This is a genomic window from Bifidobacterium sp. B4081, assembly GCF_026537335.1.
Lineage (GTDB): Bacteria > Actinomycetota > Actinomycetes > Actinomycetales > Bifidobacteriaceae > Bombiscardovia.
In genome coordinates, this window is record NZ_JAFNMM010000004.1 from 59,820 (window position 1) to 77,792 (window position 17,973).

Sequence of the window (17,973 nt, forward strand, 5' to 3'; positions counted from 1 at the left end):
CATCATTGCGGTGGCTCTTGAATGCTCCCAAGAACAGCTGATTCCAGGAGCCTTTTGTCTTGGACTGCCAATGCCGGCCATTCCTCGAAAACCCATAGGAACAGCCGGTCAGAACAGTCATCGCCTGGATGCCGACCTATACCCGGCCGATCGCAACCAGCAGATTGCCAGGACTGCGCATGCGAGCGCAGCCAAGGCAATGACGCCAACGGATGCACCTGTTTGAGAAAGCCCCGGATCCTGTGAAACCGACCCAGCACCTCCTGCCTTGACTTGTTCAATGGGAGATGTCTGGGAGGGGTGGGTATCCGACGTGCCAGGCACGCCAATGTCTGCAGCCTTGGCGACAAGCCCGGTCACCTTGGTCGAGGATGGCTTGACCAGCTTGTCGGTGTACCCCTGATAATCGACTCTGATATCTCCGGAAACCTCATCCGGCACAGTCAGCGCCGCCTTCCCATCGGCCCCCAGTTTCACATCGGCCGTCCAGGACTGACTCAGCCTTGATGCCGGGCTTTGCGTGATGCTCACGGTGCCAGCCACATCACCCTGGTCTTCGGCCTTGACGGTCACGCTCAGCTTGCGGCTGTCCGGGGCATAATCAGCCTGGATCGTAGAGGCGACCGGTTCCAGATGTGAGGGATTGACTGTAGTGTACCTATGCATGGCTTCCAGAACATTCCGAGGCACGGCCACGAAAGCCCCATGCCTCTTTGGGGTGGGCATGCCACCATCCGTGACATACCCGGTGACGCCCTTGCCGGGCTTCTTCTGAGTAAACCATCCCGGCGTCTGCGAAAGCCTGTGGGACCAGTCTGTTTTGCTCAGATCCGTCTTGCTGGTCATGAAGGGTTGATAACCCCCCGAATCAGCCATGATGACCATGGCGTCACCGGCTTCGTTCTGGTTGACGTCATCCTTGTTCAGAGCTATGGATTCCGGCCCCTCAAAGGGAAGCAGCCGCTGGTCGAGCAACCGCCAGGTGCTGGTCTCATCAGCATCGGGATCCGAACTGGACGTGGTGCAGGTCAGGCACTTCGACCGTTCCAGGAAGGTGGACTTGCCATCCACCACGTAGGATCCTGCGGCACCGTTCTCCTCGTTTTTGGTCATTCGGTAGTAGTAGCTGCCGATTTTGAAAACCGTGGAGTCAATGCGCGAGTATCCGGTGTCCTGCCAGTCCTTGGCGGGGGTGAAGGTCTTGAAGTCCCTGGTGATGGCATAGCGCACGATATTGTACGGGGAACCCTTCTTCCCGGTGACGGCCGTCGAGCGTGAGCCGTCGGTATAGGCCCTTGAGGAGAAGAAGACCACATAGGCGTTCAGCGCGTCATCCCAGAATGCCTCAGGAGCCCAGGTCATCCCCTGGTTGGGGGAGTTGACGACGATGCCTGCATCCGAACTGTCCTCGGCGTTGGTCCGCGTCCAATTGACCATGTCCTTGGATTTCCAGGCTTCGATCTTCAGCGAACCATATTGCTGGTTCTGACCCCAGCCCTGGCGCGAGACCTTCAGATCGGTGGCGATCATATAGTATTCGTCGCCATCATGCGAGCGCAGCACGTATGGATCGCGCAGGCCGGTGGTGTCCGTCTTGGAAGTGATGACAGGGTCACCATTGTTGATGGGGCTGAAGGAGAAGAAGTCGTTGCGCTCGGTGGAGGTCGCCGATTCATACAGAGCCTCGCCGATCTTTCCTCCGGTCTTGTCCGCGTCAGAGAGAAAAGTGACCGCGGCGTACCCGACATTCGGCGCAGACCGTGGCTTCTCCTTGACCACGACATCAACGCTGCGCGATACCGTGCGCCCATTGCCCGCCTTGGCGGTGGCCGTCAGACTGACCTTCTTGGAATCGCCCTGCCCATAAGAGGGTCGGGTGACGATTCCGGCGCCCCGATAGGGGTCAGCTGCACCATTGGCTGGTGCCTGGTAATTACTGTCCGTCGGACTGATACGACCAGGATCGGAAGAGGCCCAGGTGACGTCAACATCATGTCTAGGTCCCTTGGCCAGCAAAGGCAGGTTCCCTGTCGCCTGGGACGGAATCCCGGCGAGCAGAGCATCCACATCATCTTGGGCGGCCGTTTCCGGATCCAGGGGTTTGACGGTTACGTCGACTGAACTGACCAGTCTGCCAGCCCGGCTGGTGGCGGTAATGGTGCTGGTTCCAGCCTTCACAGCCTTGACCTTGCCCTTGGCATCGACCGTGGCTACAGAGGGATTGGACGAGGCCCAGCTCACCTCCTGGCTGATGGCATTCTCAGGCGTGATTGTTGCGGTCAGCTGCCGCTCATCGTTCTCCGTCAAGGCCAGGGATCCGTTCACCAGGCCGGTTCCGGTCACAGTTATCCCAGTCGGCATGACCAGATCGGCCCCCTTGTAGATCTTCAGGTCATCAATAGCGCCATTCCAATAGGCATCGCCCTGATAGAAGGATTTGCCGATGTAGGTGGTGGAGCCCCCCAGATCGGAGAGCTTGATACCGGTCTTGGCCTTGATTCCCACCAACTTATTGTCCCTGAGCAGGGCCATGGAATCATCCTTGATGATGATTCGGAAGTCATGCCAGATTCCGTCATTGTTGTCGAGCTGCTCCTTGAAGGAGGGCTCATTGTGCCAGCCATTGTCCGCAACAGCCAATTTGGCGCTGGTCTTGCTCAGATAGAAGAAAAGGTAATGCGAAGCATCCTTGCCGATAGCCAGCGAGAAGTAATTGCCATCGTCGGCATGCCTCGACTTGGCAGCGAAGTCGATGGTCGCCTCGTTGCCTATTGATCCGAAGATCTCCGAAGGCAGCTGAGCATATTGAACGTTTTTTGAAGCATCCGACTGACCATTCTGCAGATTCAGGGCCTCGTTCCCGTTTCGGTCTCCGAAGGCCCCAATGGATGCCCCGCCGTGAAGGGTCATGGCATAGCCATTGACTGAATCCGATAAGTTTCCCTGGCTAAAGTCATAGGAGGCAACCGGGGTCAGTGATCTGGTTTCCTGCCCTTGTGCCTCAGGACGCTCAAGGGCGTATGCCGTACCTCCCGCGAAGGACAGCAACATCGGCAGGGTCACCATGACCGACACCAATGTTTTCATTTTTTTCATGCACTCCACCACCTTTGGCTCATCGGGATACCGCAATCCCGTCTGCAGTGTCATGTCGACTGCTGGCTTGGCTTCGATGACTGCCGTTTAGTCGACGCGACAAGTATTCATAGATAGGTCATGACTCATAATTGATCATCACGTCAACACCTATGCAAAAATCCATTCTGGCATCTGCGATTAGCCACTGTCCCTGAAAAGAATAACGATTCAATAACAATAGATTCTCAGTATTAGCGAGTACGAACGGCAGACATTCCCCCTACTGTATGGATCGAGGAACCATGCAACAGGGGCTCGACACTGAACCCCGATGCCTCAAATAAAAAAGCCGCAGACCAGATTCGTATCGAATGCTGGTCTGCGGCGATGCCAGGAAAATGGCAGCTGATGCTCAGAACCTAGAGGTCACTGCACCTGGGAACGGGCGATCTTGCCGGTGAAGGACTGGGCCTCATCGGCATCCTTGACGTCCTTGTTCCAGGAGAACATGGCGCGCAGCTTGGGGCCGACCTCCTCGATCTTCTCGTGGGAGAACTTCTCCTGGAGCTCCTTGAACTTGGGGGCGCCGGCATCCTGGTCGTCAATGAACTCCTTGGCGAAGGAGCCGTCCTGAATGCGCTGCAGCTGGTGACGCATCCTGTCCTTGGTGGACTCATCCACCACGGTGGAGGTGAAATCGCCGTACTGGGCGGTGTCGGAGCAGGACCAGCGGGCCTTGTTCAGGCCACCCTCGTTCATCAGGTCGACCAGCATCTTGAGCTCGTGGCAGACCTCGAAGTAGGCGATCTCGGGCTGGTAGCCAGCCTCGGTCAGCACCTCGAAGCCAGCCTCGACCAGGTGGTTGACACCACCCATGAGCACATCCTGCTCACCGAAGAGGTCGGTCTCGGTCTCTTCCTTGAAGGTGGTCTTGATGGCGCCGGCGCGCAGGGCGCCCAGAGCCTTGGCGTAGGCCAGGGTGATGTCCCAGGCGTCGCCGCGCGGATCCTGTTCCACGGCCACGACCACCGGCACGCCACGACCAGCGACATACTCACGGCGGACGATATGGCCCGGACCCTTGGGGGCCACCATGAAGACCGGATGGTCGGCGCTGGGCTTGATGTAGCCGTAATGGATGTTGAACCCGTGGGCGAAGCCGACCGCCGCACCCTCCTTGATGTTGGGCTCGATGTCGTCCCGCCAGATGTTGCGCTGGTACTGGTCGGGGGCCAGGATCATGACGATGTCGGCCTCTTTGGTGGCCTCGGGCACGGTCTTGACCTCCAGGCCCTGCTCCTTGGCGAAGGGCACCGACTTGGAGTTGGCACGCAGGCCGACCACAACGTCCACACCGGAATCACGCAGGTTCAGCGCATGAGCATGTCCCTGGGAACCGTAGCCGATGATGGCCACCTTCTTGCCATCCAGAACCGAAAGGTCCCCATCCTTCTCATACCAGATCTGTGCTGCCATTATCTACACTCCTTTATGTGCGGTCCAACCGGACCGGCTCTCCCAGGCCGGGGAACGCAAAATACTGTGAATTCCTGTCGTTGTTCCAGGCGGACGATGCTCTTTCGACCGGGGCGACGGATTTTGTCCTTGACCCCGATCCGTACCCAATGGATACGGTATGCCTCCAACCATACTCGTGATATGGCCAGATGGACTGTCCGCAATTCGTTGTTTGGACACCGGCGCGATTCAAAGAACCGGCCAGCGGGATGCATCCCAAGGCTTACTTGGTGAAGTCCACATCCTTGGTTTCGTGGCAGGTCAGCACTGCCACCAGGCAGCAGACCGCCATGACGGCCAGGTAGAACCCGACCGAGCGCACTCCCCAGTGGGAGGAGAGCCAGGTGGCGATGGTAGGCACGAAGGCCGCGCCCACGATGGCTGCCAAGTTGTAGCCGATGCCGGAACCCGAGTAGCGCACGTTGGCGTCGAAGAGCTCCGGCAGGAAGGCACCGATGGGGCCAAAGGCGATGCCCATCAGGGCGAACCCGACGCAGAGGAAGACCATGACCTGGAAGGTGTTGTGGTGGGCCATGAGCAAGTAGGGGAAGACCAGGCTGAAGACCACCAGCATGACGGAGCTGCCGATCAGCACCCGGCGACGGCCGATGCGGTCCGCATAGACGCAGGCCAGCACGATGAAGAGGGCGAAGACCAGGATGGAAACCATGAGCATGAGCAGGTACTCCTGGTTGGTGAAGCCCAGTCCGCCGCCGCCCTGGGACTTGGGCTTGGTGCCGTAAGCCAGGGACCAGGTGGCCAGGGTGTAGAAGAGGGTGTAGGTGACCGCGACCAGGAAGGTGGCCTGGAGCACCTGGCGCCAGCTCTTGCGGAAGACCTCCAGCAGAGGAGTCTTGACGACTTTCTGCTGGTCCACAGCCATCTGGAAAATGGGTGTCTCCTGCATGGAAACGCGCACAGCCAGCCCTACGACCACCAGAATGGCGGAGAGCAGGAAGGGCACACGCCAGCCCCAACTCAGCATCTGCTCGGGGGTGCAGAACATCTCCAGCAGGAAGTAGGTCCCGTTGGCCAGGAAGAAGCCGATGGGAGCGCCCAACTCAGGGAAGGAGCCGTAGAGAGCCCTCTTGCCTTCCGGGGCGTTCTCAGTGGCCACCAGGGCTGCACCGGACCACTCGCCGCCCAGGCCTATACCTTGCACGAACCGGCACAGGCAGAGGACCACTACGGCCCAGAGCCCCCAGGTGGCGTAGGTGGGCAGGACGCCGATCAGGACTGTGGAGCAGCCCATGGTCAGCAGGGAGACCACCAACGTGGTCTTGCGCCCCTGACGATCCCCGAAGTGTCCGAAGACCAAGGACCCCAAGGGCCGCGCGATGAAAGCGATGGCGAAGGTCAGCAGGGATGCCAGCAGGGCCACGGTCGGATCGGTCTTAGGGAAGAAAAGCTTGGGGAAATAGTTGGCCGAAGCCGTCCCGTAAGCGTAGAAATCGTAGAACTCGATGGCCGTGCCGACCATGGAGGCCCCGATGACTGTGCGGACCGAGCTGCGGGTCACACGGGTGCTACCGGACGCGGACGCTGCCGGGGTCGGGGAAGCAACACTGACGTCGTTTGCCGTCACTTCATCTCATCTCCTTATAGAAAAACCCCGCTGTCGGCAGGGTCTGATGCGATGAAGCCTATGCGTCCAGCCCCGCCTTCCGACGGGGTCGAACAATGAAGATTGTCGAGTCAGTCCGCCGGTGAGGACGGGCTAATAATTCGTGCGGACACGGTGCCGAATCGGCGGGTGTCTGTCAAGCTGGTCATCACGGCGAACCTCCCTTCATCATTCACGAATTGGATGTGTGCTCTGCACATCTGCATTGGTGCCGACCATAGGCCTGGCATCGGCTTGCTCAACGAGACAGGTCCACTATGTGGACGGATGGATGTTGGAGCCCATGAAGAACCGACCTGGAAATTCGTGGGAGATCACAGCCCGTCGGTCGGCATACATCAGGGCGCAGGAGAAAGGGAACCGGGCCGCCAACGCATCCGGCGGCACCAGGAAGAGGGCGGTGGCCAGCCCGTCAGCCAGGCCCGTGGGATACTCGTTGTTCTTTTCGCCGATCACTACCCAGGAAGCCAGCACGCGGTCGACCGGACGACCATCGATGGCATCCACAATATGGTGAAGCGCTGTCAATCCCGCCGCTGCAGCATCCTCGGACCGGTCGGTCCAATGGCGACGGCTGGGTGCCGAGGCACACAAGGAGCCGCAGGACAGCTCGATCCGACCCACGCCTGCAGACAGATCAGCGGGGTCCTCCATGGCGATGGAGACCGGGCGAGAGGTCCGCATACGCATGTCGCCACCGGCATCAATCACATACTCATCAACCCGAGGTTCGAGCAGGTCGGCAATCAGATCTACCAGATAGCCCTTGCCGACTGCCCCGAAATCAAGGCTGACCGGACCAGCGGTCATAAGAACAGCACCCTGGCGCCTGAGGTCATCACCCCAGGTCGGTCGCCCATGAACCTGCCCCAAATGTCCGGCGGCATCAGCCTGCAGCCGGAAGGTGGGCTGTCGGCCGTAGCCCAGACGGGTCAGATCCTCGCCCACCATGGGGTCCAAGGCCCCGTCGGTGGCGGAATACAGCCTGTCATATAGGTCAAAGAGCCCCTGACAGTAGTCAGGGAAGACGAACCTGCCCCCATGAGAGGCCTGGGCCATTTGCGCAGGCATGGCATCGTACCTGAACCGTGACAGGGCACGTTCGTAATCCTCGATCAGATCGGCGATGGCACCGTGCAACCGCGCTCCCAGAGGCCTGTCCGTAGAGATGATGATTCCCGCGCCCACCGCCCCGGGAAAAGCGGTCAGGCAGGGCAGAGCCATGGGGGACCTCCTCAGTCGATCAGAGGATGGATCTGCACGATCTGGTCGCGGCCCGGGCCCGAGCCGATGGCCGAGATGCGGCAGCCGGACAGGTCTTCCAGGCGGTGGATGTAGTCCTTGGCCTTGGTCGGAAACTCCTCGAAGCCCTTGGCACCGGAGATGTCCTCGCGCCAGCCCGGCAGCTCCTCGTACACCGGCTGGGCCGATTGGAACTCGGCTTGGTCCACGGGCATCTGATCCACCCTGACCCGGGAGCCGTCGGACCGGGTGATGTCGTAGCCCACGCAGACCGGAATGGTCTCCAGGCCAGAGAGGACATCCAGCTTGGTCAGCACGATATCGGTCAGGCCATTGATCTGCACCGCATACCTGCTGACCAGCGCATCGAACCAGCCGCAGCGGCGGGAGCGGCCTGTGGTCACCCCGTACTCGTGGCCTTGACGGCGCAGCCATTCGCCCTGCTCGTTGTCCAGCTCCGTAGGGAAGGGCCCTTCGCCCACGCGGGTCACATAGGCCTTGGCCACGCCGACCACCCGGTCAATCTTGGTCGGGCCCACGCCGGTACCGGTGCAGGCGCCCCCGGCCGTGCAGTTGGATGAAGTAACAAAGGGATAGGTGCCATGATCCACGTCCAGCATGGTGGCCTGTCCCCCCTCGAAGAGGACGTTCTTGCCCTGCTCCAGGGCTTGGTTGAGCATCAGTGAGGTATTGGCCACGTAGGGCTTGAGCTGCTCGGCGTATCCCGCCAGCTCTTCAACGGTGGCTTCCACCTCAATGGCCCTGCGGTTGTAAAGTTTAACCAGCATCTGATTCTTCTGATGAAGGCTGGCCTCCACCTTGTCGCGCAGATGGTCGACATTGAACAGGTCGTGCACGCGAATGCCCACACGGTTGATCTTGTCAGCGTAGGCCGGGCCGATCCCACGGCCTGTCGTGCCGATCTTATGCTTGCCCAGAAAGCGCTCGGTCACCTTGTCCAGTGTCCGATGGTAGGGGGCGATGACGTGCGCAGACTCGCTGATCCTCAACCGGCTGCAGTCCACGCCGCGGGACTGGAGCCCGTCGATCTCCTCGAAGAGGGCGGCCGGGTCGACCACGACGCCGTTGCCGATGACCGGAGTGATGGCCGGGTGAATGATCCCCGAGGGCAGGAGGTGGAGGGCGTACTCCTGGTCGCCCACGACCACGGTATGGCCGGCATTGTTGCCCCCGTTGAACCTGGCGACATAGTCCATATGCTCGCCGATCAGATCCGTTGCCTTGCCCTTGCCCTCGTCGCCCCACTGGGCCCCAACGATCACGATTCCAGGCATACGATGCTCCTTATCCACTGGTCGCCATCCAAGGAAATGACGGCAGACCATCCATAGACGAGCCTAACCCTACGTATGGAGCGCAAGACCGACCGACCCAGGCGCCATAAGGCCTGAACGGGCTCAGCAGCCAATCGTGGCTTCCACGCCCGCAAGATCCTCCTGGTACGGCCGGTTGTCAGTCATCTCATGGCACGTCCCGCGCTGCCCAACTGCTGGCAGGCCTCGACTACACGAGCCGCCATCCCGTCCTCGGCCTGGCGTCCCCAGGAACGGGGGTCGTACTCGCTCTTGTCGCCGACCTCCCCATCCACTTTGAGGACCTTGTCGTAATTAGCGAACATGTGCCCTGCCGCGGCCCTGGTGAAGGCGTACTGGGTGTCGGTATCCACATTCATCTTGACCACGCCATGAGCGACGGCGGAGGCGATCTCCTCTGGCTGCGAACCAGAACCACCATGGAAGACCAAGAGGAAGGGCTTATCGGCAGGGGAGCCCGGGGAGGGTATGCCGCCAACCTCTCCCTCGGATACGGCTCTGGCGGTCCTGGCCTGGATCTGCCCCAGCAGGTCGGGCCTCAGTTTGACCACACCGGGCTTGTAGGATCCGTGCACGTTACCGAAGGTGAAGGCCACCATGTAGTGGCCGCGCTCGCCCAGACCCAGGGCATCAACCACCTTGAGACCGTCCTCGGGCGAGGAATAGAGCCGCTGGTCGATAGCGGCCGAATGACCATCCTCCTCGCCACCGACAGTGCCTACCTCGATCTCCAGAATGGTGTGGGCGGCCCGGGACTGCTCCAGCAGCTCTGCCGCCGTGGCCAAATTCTCCCGCAGAGACAGGCTGGAACCGTCCCACATGTGCGACTGGAAGAGTGGATCCTGACCGTGGGCCACCTGGTCCTTCTCGTAGGCCAGCAGAGGCCGAACCCATTCGTCCAGGTACTTCGGGGCACAGTGGTCCGTATGCAGGGCCACGGTGATGCTCGGATAGCGGGCGATCACCTCATGGGCGAATCTGGCAAAGGCGATGGAACCAACCACCCGGTCGGCCAGGCGCTGTCCGGAGAGGTAGGCGGCACCTCCCACCGAGACCTGGATGATCCCGTCGGACTGAGCGTTATCCAATCCCTGCAGGGCCGCGTTCAGAGTCTGCGTGCTGGTCACATTGATGGCGGGATAGGCGTAGGACCCCCGTCTGGCCGCATCGAGCATCGCCACATACCGTTCAGGAGTCGCTAAAGTCATACCCTCATTATCGTCGGCTGCAAGGAAAATCGGCAAAAGACCCGCTGCCGCAGACACCACCGATAGATCGCAGGTCTCTGCCCTGATGGCGAACACACCACGACGCACTTTGACAAGCCTCCAAGCCGCGGGTAGTTTAGCTCCGTACAGTTTGATGAAACGTTACATCAAACAGGTTGTTTGTTTCACAGCAGTAACGAATCAGCCTAGGGAAGGCACGACATAGGTAAGCAGAAGGTTGGTGCTGCCCATCCTTCTGGGAAGGAGACCAACGTGTCAGCAAGTAAGGAAACCGTCCGCAAGATCATTCTGGATCTGGACACTGGCATCGATGACACGCTGGCTTTGTCCTACGTCCTGGGTTCCCCGGATGCCGAACTGATCGGGATCACCGGCACCTACGGCAACGTGGTGCTCGACCAAGGCGTCGACAACGATCTGCGGCTGCTGGCCATGTACGGCAGGGAGGATATCCCCGTCTTCAAGGGGATCGACCACCCCAGCACGACCGACTCCTTCAGCGTTCCGCCGGACTCCGAGATCTTCCACGGGGCCAACGGCACTGGAAATGTTGAAATCCCAGCACAGACCGATCGGCAGGCCAGCCAGCAGAGCTCGGTGGACTTCATCATCGACGCAGTCCGCCGTTACCCCAAGGGCGAGCTGGCCGTGGTACCCACGGGCGCCCTGACCACCATCGCCGCCGCCCTGGAGCAGGCCCCCGACATCATCGACAAGATCACCATTGTCATGATGGGCGGCAGCCTCACCCAGCCCGGCAACGTGGGCCCCTTTGCCGAGGCCAACATCAACCAGGATCCTGAAGCGGCGAACAAGATCTTCGCCACCAGGGCGGACATCACCATGATCGGCCTGGACGTGACCACCCAGGTCCTGATGAGCCAGGAGGACACCGACTCCCTGCGCCGCACCGGCACAGAGGCAGGCAGGTTCCTGGCCGACATGACGGATTACTACATCCGAATCAGCGAGCAGGAGGAAGGGGTCTTCCTGGGCGGCTGCAACCTGCACGACCCCCTGGCCGCCGCCGTGGCCATCGACCCCACCCTGGTCACCACCTTCGCCACCAACCTGATGGTGGAGACCGAGGGCCCTCAGCGCGGCCGCACAATCGGAGACCCCAAGAGGCTCCTGGACGAGACCAAGAACACCAAGGTGGCCCTCTCGGTGGACGCCGAGCGCTTCACCAAACAGTTCGTGGACAGGCTGAGGACCCTGGTCACCACACAGCGGATCGAACAATAGGAGGGGCATACGATGACCGAAACCGTTACGACCGGAACCACCGGAATCCCAGCCACCGAGGCCGATGACAACAGGGCAAGGACCAAACGCGCCCTGCCTGCCCTCCTGGCCATCTTCCTCCTGGGAACCCTGATGATCCAGGCCTTCAACCTGGTCTTCCAGAACGTGGGCGACTCCCTGGGAATGTCCGCAAACGCCTCCCTGATCAGTACCCTGCCCGGCATCGTCCTCGGTGTGGTCTGCATGCTCTACGGGACGCTCTGCGACTACATCTCCCCGCGCAAAATGACCCTCTTCGGAGTGGGCGCCCTGATCATCGGCAGCCTTCTGGGCTTCCTGGGCGCCTCGAACTTCTGGGCCGTGGTCCTGGCCAGGATGATCCAGACCGCGGGCGGCCAGGTGGCAGGATCAGTCTTCCTGGTCATGGCCATGAAGTACCTGAACGACAAGGAGCGAGCCTTCTACCTGGGCGTCTTCAACGCGGTCTATTACGCCTCCTCGGCCGTGGGCATCTTCGCCGGCGGACTGATCACCTCCATCGACTGGAAGTACCTCTTCCTGGTCCCCCTGATCTCCGTCCTGCTGATTCCCCAGGTCCTGAAGAACACTCCGGACACCAGCGTCAAGGGCGAACGGATCGATGCCTTCGGCATCGCCATCTTTGCCCTGATCGCCGGATTCGTGGCCGTGTACTTCTCCTTCCCCGCCACCTGGATGCTTGGCGTCCTGGCCGTACTGATCGCCGTCTTCGCAGTCTACGTCTGGAAGGGCAGCAACCCCTTCCTGAGCAGGAAGTTCGTGACCAACGGGGCCTACATGTCTGTTCTTCTGGCCCTCTTCATCTTCTACTTCTTCAACTTCGCCTGCGTGCCGATCTACAACGTAATCGGCGACCAGATCTACCGGATCTCCCTGAGCCAGGTCTCCATCTGCCTGACCATCGTCTACCTGGTGGCCACCTTGGTGGGATGCCTGTCCGGAACAATCCTCTCGACCATCGGCAGGCTCCCCATGTTGGTCCTCTCCGCGATCCTGATGATCGCTGGCAGCTTCGGATCGGCCATCTTTATCTCCTCGGGCTTCTGGACCCTGACCGTCCTGGCATGCGTCTTCATCGCAGGTATCACCATGTCATACACGCCCCTGTACGATTCTTTCTCGGCCACCCTGCCGACGGATCAGAACGGACGCGGCATCGGCATCGGCGACCTGATGATGAACACCTCGGCCTCGATCGGCATGGCCGTCTACAGCGGTCTCATGGCCGACGAGAGCTTCGGTTCCCGCGGGTTCCTGGGCGTCCAGCCCGGTACCCACGCCCAGGCGTCCAACATGTTCTGGGTCATGGGACTGACCGCCGTCCTTGCCCTGGTCATCGTCCTGGTCTTTCACGGGAACATGTCGGCGCAGGCCCCCAGGGAGGATCAGTGAGCCCCTTCAAGGGAATCAACATAGAAGACTTGGCCGGGTACCGCGCATCATACCGGAATCCGACCGCCTGACCGGGGAGGAAGTGGAAGTCGATTCACATCCGGCTTGTGATATCCCCCTCTTCCCTCAGCCGCCGGATGTGACGAGACAACGTCCACCCCTCCCCAGAAGTAAGGAAGGCCCCGTCAAGCCATAACGACGGGGCCTTTCTCTATGCCCGCCGAACCGATCTCCGGCTCCGGTGCCTTACTCCGGTCCGGCGCCGTACGCACAGAGGCACAAGCCGACAGCAGGCAGGAATCATCTCATGGTCGCAGAATCGACGGGCCATGCAATCCTGATATAAAAGAGAACCCGGCGGAATCGAATCCGCCGGGCGAGAGAGAAGAAAGGGAAATCAGTTATACTGCCGTCTTGACAACGCCAGGTCGACCTTGTCAATTGCCGACAATCACAGTAAACAACGTGCACCTTAAGAGGATGATGGGGTTACCTGAAAATTCGCTGAGAACAGACGCGGGGGGGGGGGGGCATCCCGGCAAGGAATCCCGCCATGCCAGGTTGTAGACTGAAAACAGATGAATCGCCCTCGTAGTTGGGGTGCTTCTCCCCATCACCATAAGGAGATCAAATAGGCATGTTGCTCAGCGACCATGACATTCTGGATTCCCACGAAAACGGACACCTAGATCTCGACCCTTGGACCACTGAAATGGTTCAGCCTTCCAGTATTGACGTGCGACTGGACAGGTACTTCCGTATCTTCAACAACCACCAGTACACCTATGTCGACCCGGCCGAGGATCAGGGTGCCCTGACCGAGCAGTTCGAGGTGGCCAAGGGGGAACCTTGGATTCTCCACCCTGGCGAGTTCGTGCTGGGATCCACCTGGGAGTACGTCAAGCTCGATTCCACCCTGGCCGCACGATTGGAAGGAAAGAGCTCCTTGGGCAGACTGGGTATTCTGACCCACTCAACGGCCGGTTTCGTGGACCCCGGTTTCGAAGGCCACATCACTCTGGAACTCTCCAACGTCAGTAACCTGCCGGTCAAGCTCTGGCCCGGCATGAAAATCGGCCAGATGTGCTTCTTCAGGCTCTCCTCGCCGGCGGAGTACCCCTACGGGTCCAAGCACAACGGATCCCATTATCAAGGGCAGCGCGGTCCGACCCCCTCCCGTTCGTTCGTCAACTTCTACAAGGCCAACGTGTCGGACTGAACTCAAACCCGACCTGAGGCCTGCAGTCTTCGATGGAATGAATATGTGGGATATGGATAATACTTGTCTAGTCAAGCGCTAACAGCCTGCATGGGATTACGATGAATTAGTAACTTACTGAAGCCCATCATTGGTTGGGAGTTTGCTTTATGCCCAGAATCATCGGTTCGAATGGCAGTAATGCCACGGGGCAGACCCCCGCGCATCTGCAACAAGAATACCGTAATCCGAGAGCAGGCCGAAAGACCCATCATCTTCGTAATACCCTCGTAGTGATTATATTGTTATTCCTAGTTCTTATGGCGCTTTGCGCGTGCTTGGGTTACAAGCTCTACCAAGATGGCATGCAAATTCAAGCACATGAGAATAAAGCAATGGAATTTGTGTCGGACATCAAGGAACAGACCCTATTCGACGACCCGGATTCCATGAATCGCAATGTTCCGAAAATGCAGGAGGAAACTGCCGCAGCTAGGCAAATCGCTCATGGCACTTTGTGGAACGCAACAAGCAAATTACCCCTGGTTGGTGAGGACGTCCGCAACTTCCAGGAAGTTGTGGACGTGATTGATGATTTCTCGCACCAGTCCCTGCCTCTCTTATCGGATGCAACACATCGGTTATTGACCGCCAGCTATAATCAGGTTGATGGACGGTTCAATCTTCAACCCATCACCCAAGCCGGTGAGAGTTTTACTAAAATTAGTGATGGCATGAACGCTCAAGCCGAAAGGCTGAAGACTCTTCCGAAATCACGCATCAGAAAACTGGACAAAATCAGCAAAAGCGCCTCGGACCACTTCAGCTCCATGGCGGATCTGGCCAACAGCATGAACAGTGCAGTCCACTTTCTTCCGCAACTCATGGGAAGTCAGGGGCCGCGTACCTATATCATAGTTGCTCAAACTCCTTCTGAAACCCGTTCAAGTGGCGGACTAATCGGTTCTCTTGGATCAATGACCGCGGATAACGGCAAGGTTGTAGTCAATGATTTTCATCCCAATTCAGAGTTTATTCCCCTGGGAGCAGGCAGCCCTGAAGATGCGAGACAGATTTTCTCCAGCCCCCTGTCTTTCAGCTTTGATATCCGCGATTTGACAGCCTATCCTGATTTTTCGCAGAGTGCTCAGGCGATTAACGCACGTTGGCAACAATCTCCCTATGCGGGCAAGGTCGACGGCGTGCTCATGATAGACCCCGTCTTCATTCAGGAGGTCATCAAGATCAGCGGTGACATCCAGCTATCGAATGGACTGACCCTTACGGGCGATAACACCGCACAGTTTTTCCTCAACGACATATATAAATCGTTTCCGATTTCACAGCAGGATGAGGTCTTGTCCTCCGTGGCGCGCCAGGCCATGAATAACGTGTTCACCAAGTTGGATACCCGCAAGCTGATTGCACTTTCGAAAATCATCAAACCGTTGGCTCAACAGCGACATCTGTACGCCTATACGTTCCACGCGGAAGAAGCCGCCAACTTCCAGGGGGCAGACTTGGCAAAGGATGCCCCCAACAATGAGGAGGATCCTGAAGTTGGCATCTACCTGAATCAGAACAATCCGTCGAAATTAGACTGGTATCTGCACCGTTCAACCGAAATAACCAGAACTTCCTGTGCAACCAGTGGCAAACAGACCTATCACGTCCGCTTCCGTATGACCAATAACATACCAAAGAACGATCTCGCCAGTGGCAATTGGTACATACTTGGAGGAAACGAACCCTTCGATTCGCCGGGGACATCATTGGAAAAAATGCTCATCTATCCACCCGCCGGAGGTTCCATATCGAATCTCAAAAGTGACGGTGGGGCATCAGCCATGCAACAGACGACACTCAACGGCAAAAAACTCTATATGGGCACCGCATCCGTTGCACCCGGCAAATCGGTAGTCTATGAGTTCGACGTCAACACCTCCGATAAGGCAACAGCCGACCTCACATTGGACCAGACACCGATGGGCTGGTCGGATACCGGTATTACCTACGGACCGCCATCCTGCAATGCACAGAGGTGAAGGAGGCGAAGCGTACACTTCCCCCGGAAACCAACCGGACATATCGTCTTAAGGACAGACAGGCATGTCACAAACACACCAACCATACAGTGTTCTCATGAGCGTCTACTGTGCCGAAAAAGCCGACCATCTGATGCTTGCGCTAAATAGCATCCTCAATCAGACCGTATCTCCGGATGAGATATTCATTGTTGAGGATGGACCACTCCCGGCAACCCTGCAGACGATTATAGAAGATCAACGACGACAGAATCCCGCCTTGTATACGATTCTTGCATTACCTGAGAACAAAGGCCTGGGACCCGCTCTGGCAGCTGGATTGCCCAAGTGCCGCAATGAGGTCATCGCCCGGATGGATTCTGATGACTACTCATACCCTGCGCGCATGGAAAACGAACTGACTCTTATGGAAGCCAACGATCTGGATATGGTCGGGACCCAAGTCACGGAATTCGTTATTTCACCTGACCGACCCATCGCTCGCACCGATTTGCCTGTGACAGATTCGGACATCCGCAAGTACTCACACCGGCGGAACCCTTTCAGACACCCCAGTATCGTATACAAGAGGTCCTCAGTCCTGGCCGCTGGCAACTATTCATCTGATTATCCGTTTTTTGAGGATTGGGAACTTTTCAATCGCCTACTTGATAATCGGAATCGTGCCGCCAATGTGAATCAAGTCCTGGTGGCCATGCGTGTCAGTAAAGACTTCTACGCAAGACGCGGCGGTAGAAGGTACATGCGGGACATGTTGCACTTCAAGTACGACCAGTGGCGGAAAGGGTACTTTAGCTTGGCGGATTTCTGCCTAACCGCTCTGCCACATGCAGCAGTCTGCCTTATCCCCAACACATTACGCTCATATATATATTCGCATGTATTAAGGAAGAGACAGGACAATGCCTAACGGACCCATAAAAGTGCTTCATGTTGTTCCCAATATGCAACAGGGAGGCTTGGAAAACTATATCATGAACATGTACCGGAACATTGACCGTTCCGTCGTCCAATTTGACTTTCTTGAGCACTACTCCACGGATCGCGCCTTCGATTCGGAAATTCGCGACCTCGGCGGATCCATACATCGCATTCCTTTCATGGAGCATAAGACTCAAATTGCTCAGTATCAGCGTTCATTGAACCATTTCTTCAAGAATCATGATGAATATCAGATTGTGCACGGTCATATGGGAACAACCGCCTTGTTCTACCTTTCAGCGGCCAAAAAAGCCCGTATCCCGCATCGTCTGATTCATGCGCACGAATCGTCTTATATCAGGAACGCCCGCGGGTATGTCAGAAAAGCACTGATACAGCAATCCTGGCGCAATGCAACAGAATTGCTGGCATGCTCACAATTGGCAGGACGGTACTACTATGGACATCACCCATTTCGGTTAATGAAAAACGCCATTGATACAAAGAGATTCACATTCAATGCCGACGCGCGCCATGACATGCGCAATGAACTTGGCATTGATGAAAATACTCTGGTCCTATGCCATATAGGGCGTTTTTCGCAACAAAAGAATCAACCGTATCTCATAGATATCCTGGAAGCCCTGGTGAAAAGCCATCCGGATGTCGTTTTGATCATGGTCGGCGAAGGGGATACGAAATCAGCAGTACAGAGTGAGGTCAGCGAACGGAAGCTGACGGAAAAGGTGAGATTCATTTGCCCTTCAAATTCACCAGAGCCGCTATACAGTGCCGCTGACATATTTCTTCTGCCCTCGGTATTTGAGGGGTTGCCTTTAACTGGTGTTGAAGCACAATGCAATGGACTTCCCTGTATATTTTCCAGCTCCGTAACACAGGAGGTCAAGCTCACACCGAACGCGCACTTCGCAACCATCAACCAAGACCCCTCAAATTGGGCTAGATTGATTTTGGATATGCCTCTCTGTGATTCGTCAAATAGGGCTGAGGCTCCCCAATTGATTCTACAAGCGGGTTATGATGTTGCAGGTAATACCGCTCTTATGCAACGGTATTACCTGCAAATGTTGTAAAGAGTTTATAAGTA

Annotated in this window: 12 protein-coding genes; 6 read left to right on the plus strand and 6 right to left on the minus strand. The window is 57.9% G+C overall.

The features are described from left to right. Positions 1-117: 117 nt before the first annotated feature. The 6 genes from J3T92_RS07615 to fbaA form a co-directional block, all read right to left on the minus strand. Positions 118-3,096 carry an Ig-like domain-containing protein gene (locus J3T92_RS07615; RefSeq protein ID WP_267400858.1) on the minus strand — a complete coding sequence of 993 codons (2,979 nt, stop codon included), beginning with the start codon at positions 3,094-3,096 and terminating at the stop codon, positions 118-120. Positions 3,097-3,504: 408 nt separating this feature from the next. Continuing rightward, positions 3,505-4,554 carry a ketol-acid reductoisomerase gene (gene ilvC, locus J3T92_RS07620; protein ID WP_267400859.1) on the minus strand — a complete coding sequence of 350 codons (1,050 nt, stop codon included), beginning with the start codon at positions 4,552-4,554 and terminating at the stop codon, positions 3,505-3,507. A gap of 265 nt (positions 4,555-4,819) precedes the next feature. Then, on the minus strand, positions 4,820-6,076 hold the full coding sequence (locus J3T92_RS07625) for an MFS transporter (RefSeq protein WP_267400931.1): 1,257 nt from the start codon (positions 6,074-6,076) through the stop codon (positions 4,820-4,822). A gap of 399 nt (positions 6,077-6,475) precedes the next feature. Next, complete coding sequence (locus tag J3T92_RS07630) at positions 6,476-7,444, minus strand: FAD:protein FMN transferase (protein WP_267400860.1); 969 nt, start codon at positions 7,442-7,444, stop codon at positions 6,476-6,478. Between the two features lie 11 nt (positions 7,445-7,455). After that, the gene (locus J3T92_RS07635) at positions 7,456-8,757 is read right to left on the minus strand and encodes an adenylosuccinate synthase (protein WP_267400861.1); all 1,302 of its coding nucleotides are present in this window, start codon (positions 8,755-8,757) and stop codon (positions 7,456-7,458) included. A gap of 182 nt (positions 8,758-8,939) precedes the next feature. Beyond that, the gene (gene fbaA / locus J3T92_RS07640; RefSeq protein WP_267400862.1) at positions 8,940-10,004 is read right to left on the minus strand and encodes a class II fructose-bisphosphate aldolase; all 1,065 of its coding nucleotides are present in this window, start codon (positions 10,002-10,004) and stop codon (positions 8,940-8,942) included. A gap of 273 nt (positions 10,005-10,277) precedes the next feature. Between fbaA and J3T92_RS07645 the strand changes: the two genes are divergently transcribed. The 6 genes from J3T92_RS07645 (at position 10,278) to J3T92_RS07670 (ending at position 17,959) form a co-directional block, all read left to right on the plus strand. Further along, positions 10,278-11,270 (plus strand): nucleoside hydrolase, encoded by a 993-nt coding sequence (locus tag J3T92_RS07645; RefSeq protein WP_267400864.1) that lies wholly within the window; start codon positions 10,278-10,280, stop codon positions 11,268-11,270. A gap of 12 nt (positions 11,271-11,282) precedes the next feature. Further along, complete coding sequence (locus J3T92_RS07650) at positions 11,283-12,701, plus strand: MFS transporter (protein WP_267400865.1); 1,419 nt, start codon at positions 11,283-11,285, stop codon at positions 12,699-12,701. A 637-nt stretch (positions 12,702-13,338) separates the two neighbouring features. Next, positions 13,339-13,920, plus strand: a complete 582-nt coding sequence (dcd, locus tag J3T92_RS07655; protein WP_267400866.1) for a dCTP deaminase — start codon at positions 13,339-13,341, stop codon at positions 13,918-13,920. Between the two features lie 149 nt (positions 13,921-14,069). After that, the gene (locus J3T92_RS07660; protein WP_267400868.1) at positions 14,070-15,944 is read left to right on the plus strand and encodes a DUF4012 domain-containing protein; all 1,875 of its coding nucleotides are present in this window, start codon (positions 14,070-14,072) and stop codon (positions 15,942-15,944) included. A gap of 97 nt (positions 15,945-16,041) precedes the next feature. Next, positions 16,042-16,854: a glycosyltransferase gene (locus tag J3T92_RS07665; protein WP_267400869.1), complete on the plus strand. Its 813-nt coding sequence runs from the start codon at positions 16,042-16,044 to the stop codon at positions 16,852-16,854. Continuing rightward, entirely contained in the window at positions 16,847-17,959 is a 1,113-nt protein-coding gene (locus J3T92_RS07670; RefSeq protein WP_267400870.1) for a glycosyltransferase family 1 protein, read from the plus strand. Before J3T92_RS07665 ends, J3T92_RS07670 begins: the two co-directional genes overlap by 8 nt. The last annotated feature ends 14 nt before the right edge of the window (positions 17,960-17,973 follow it).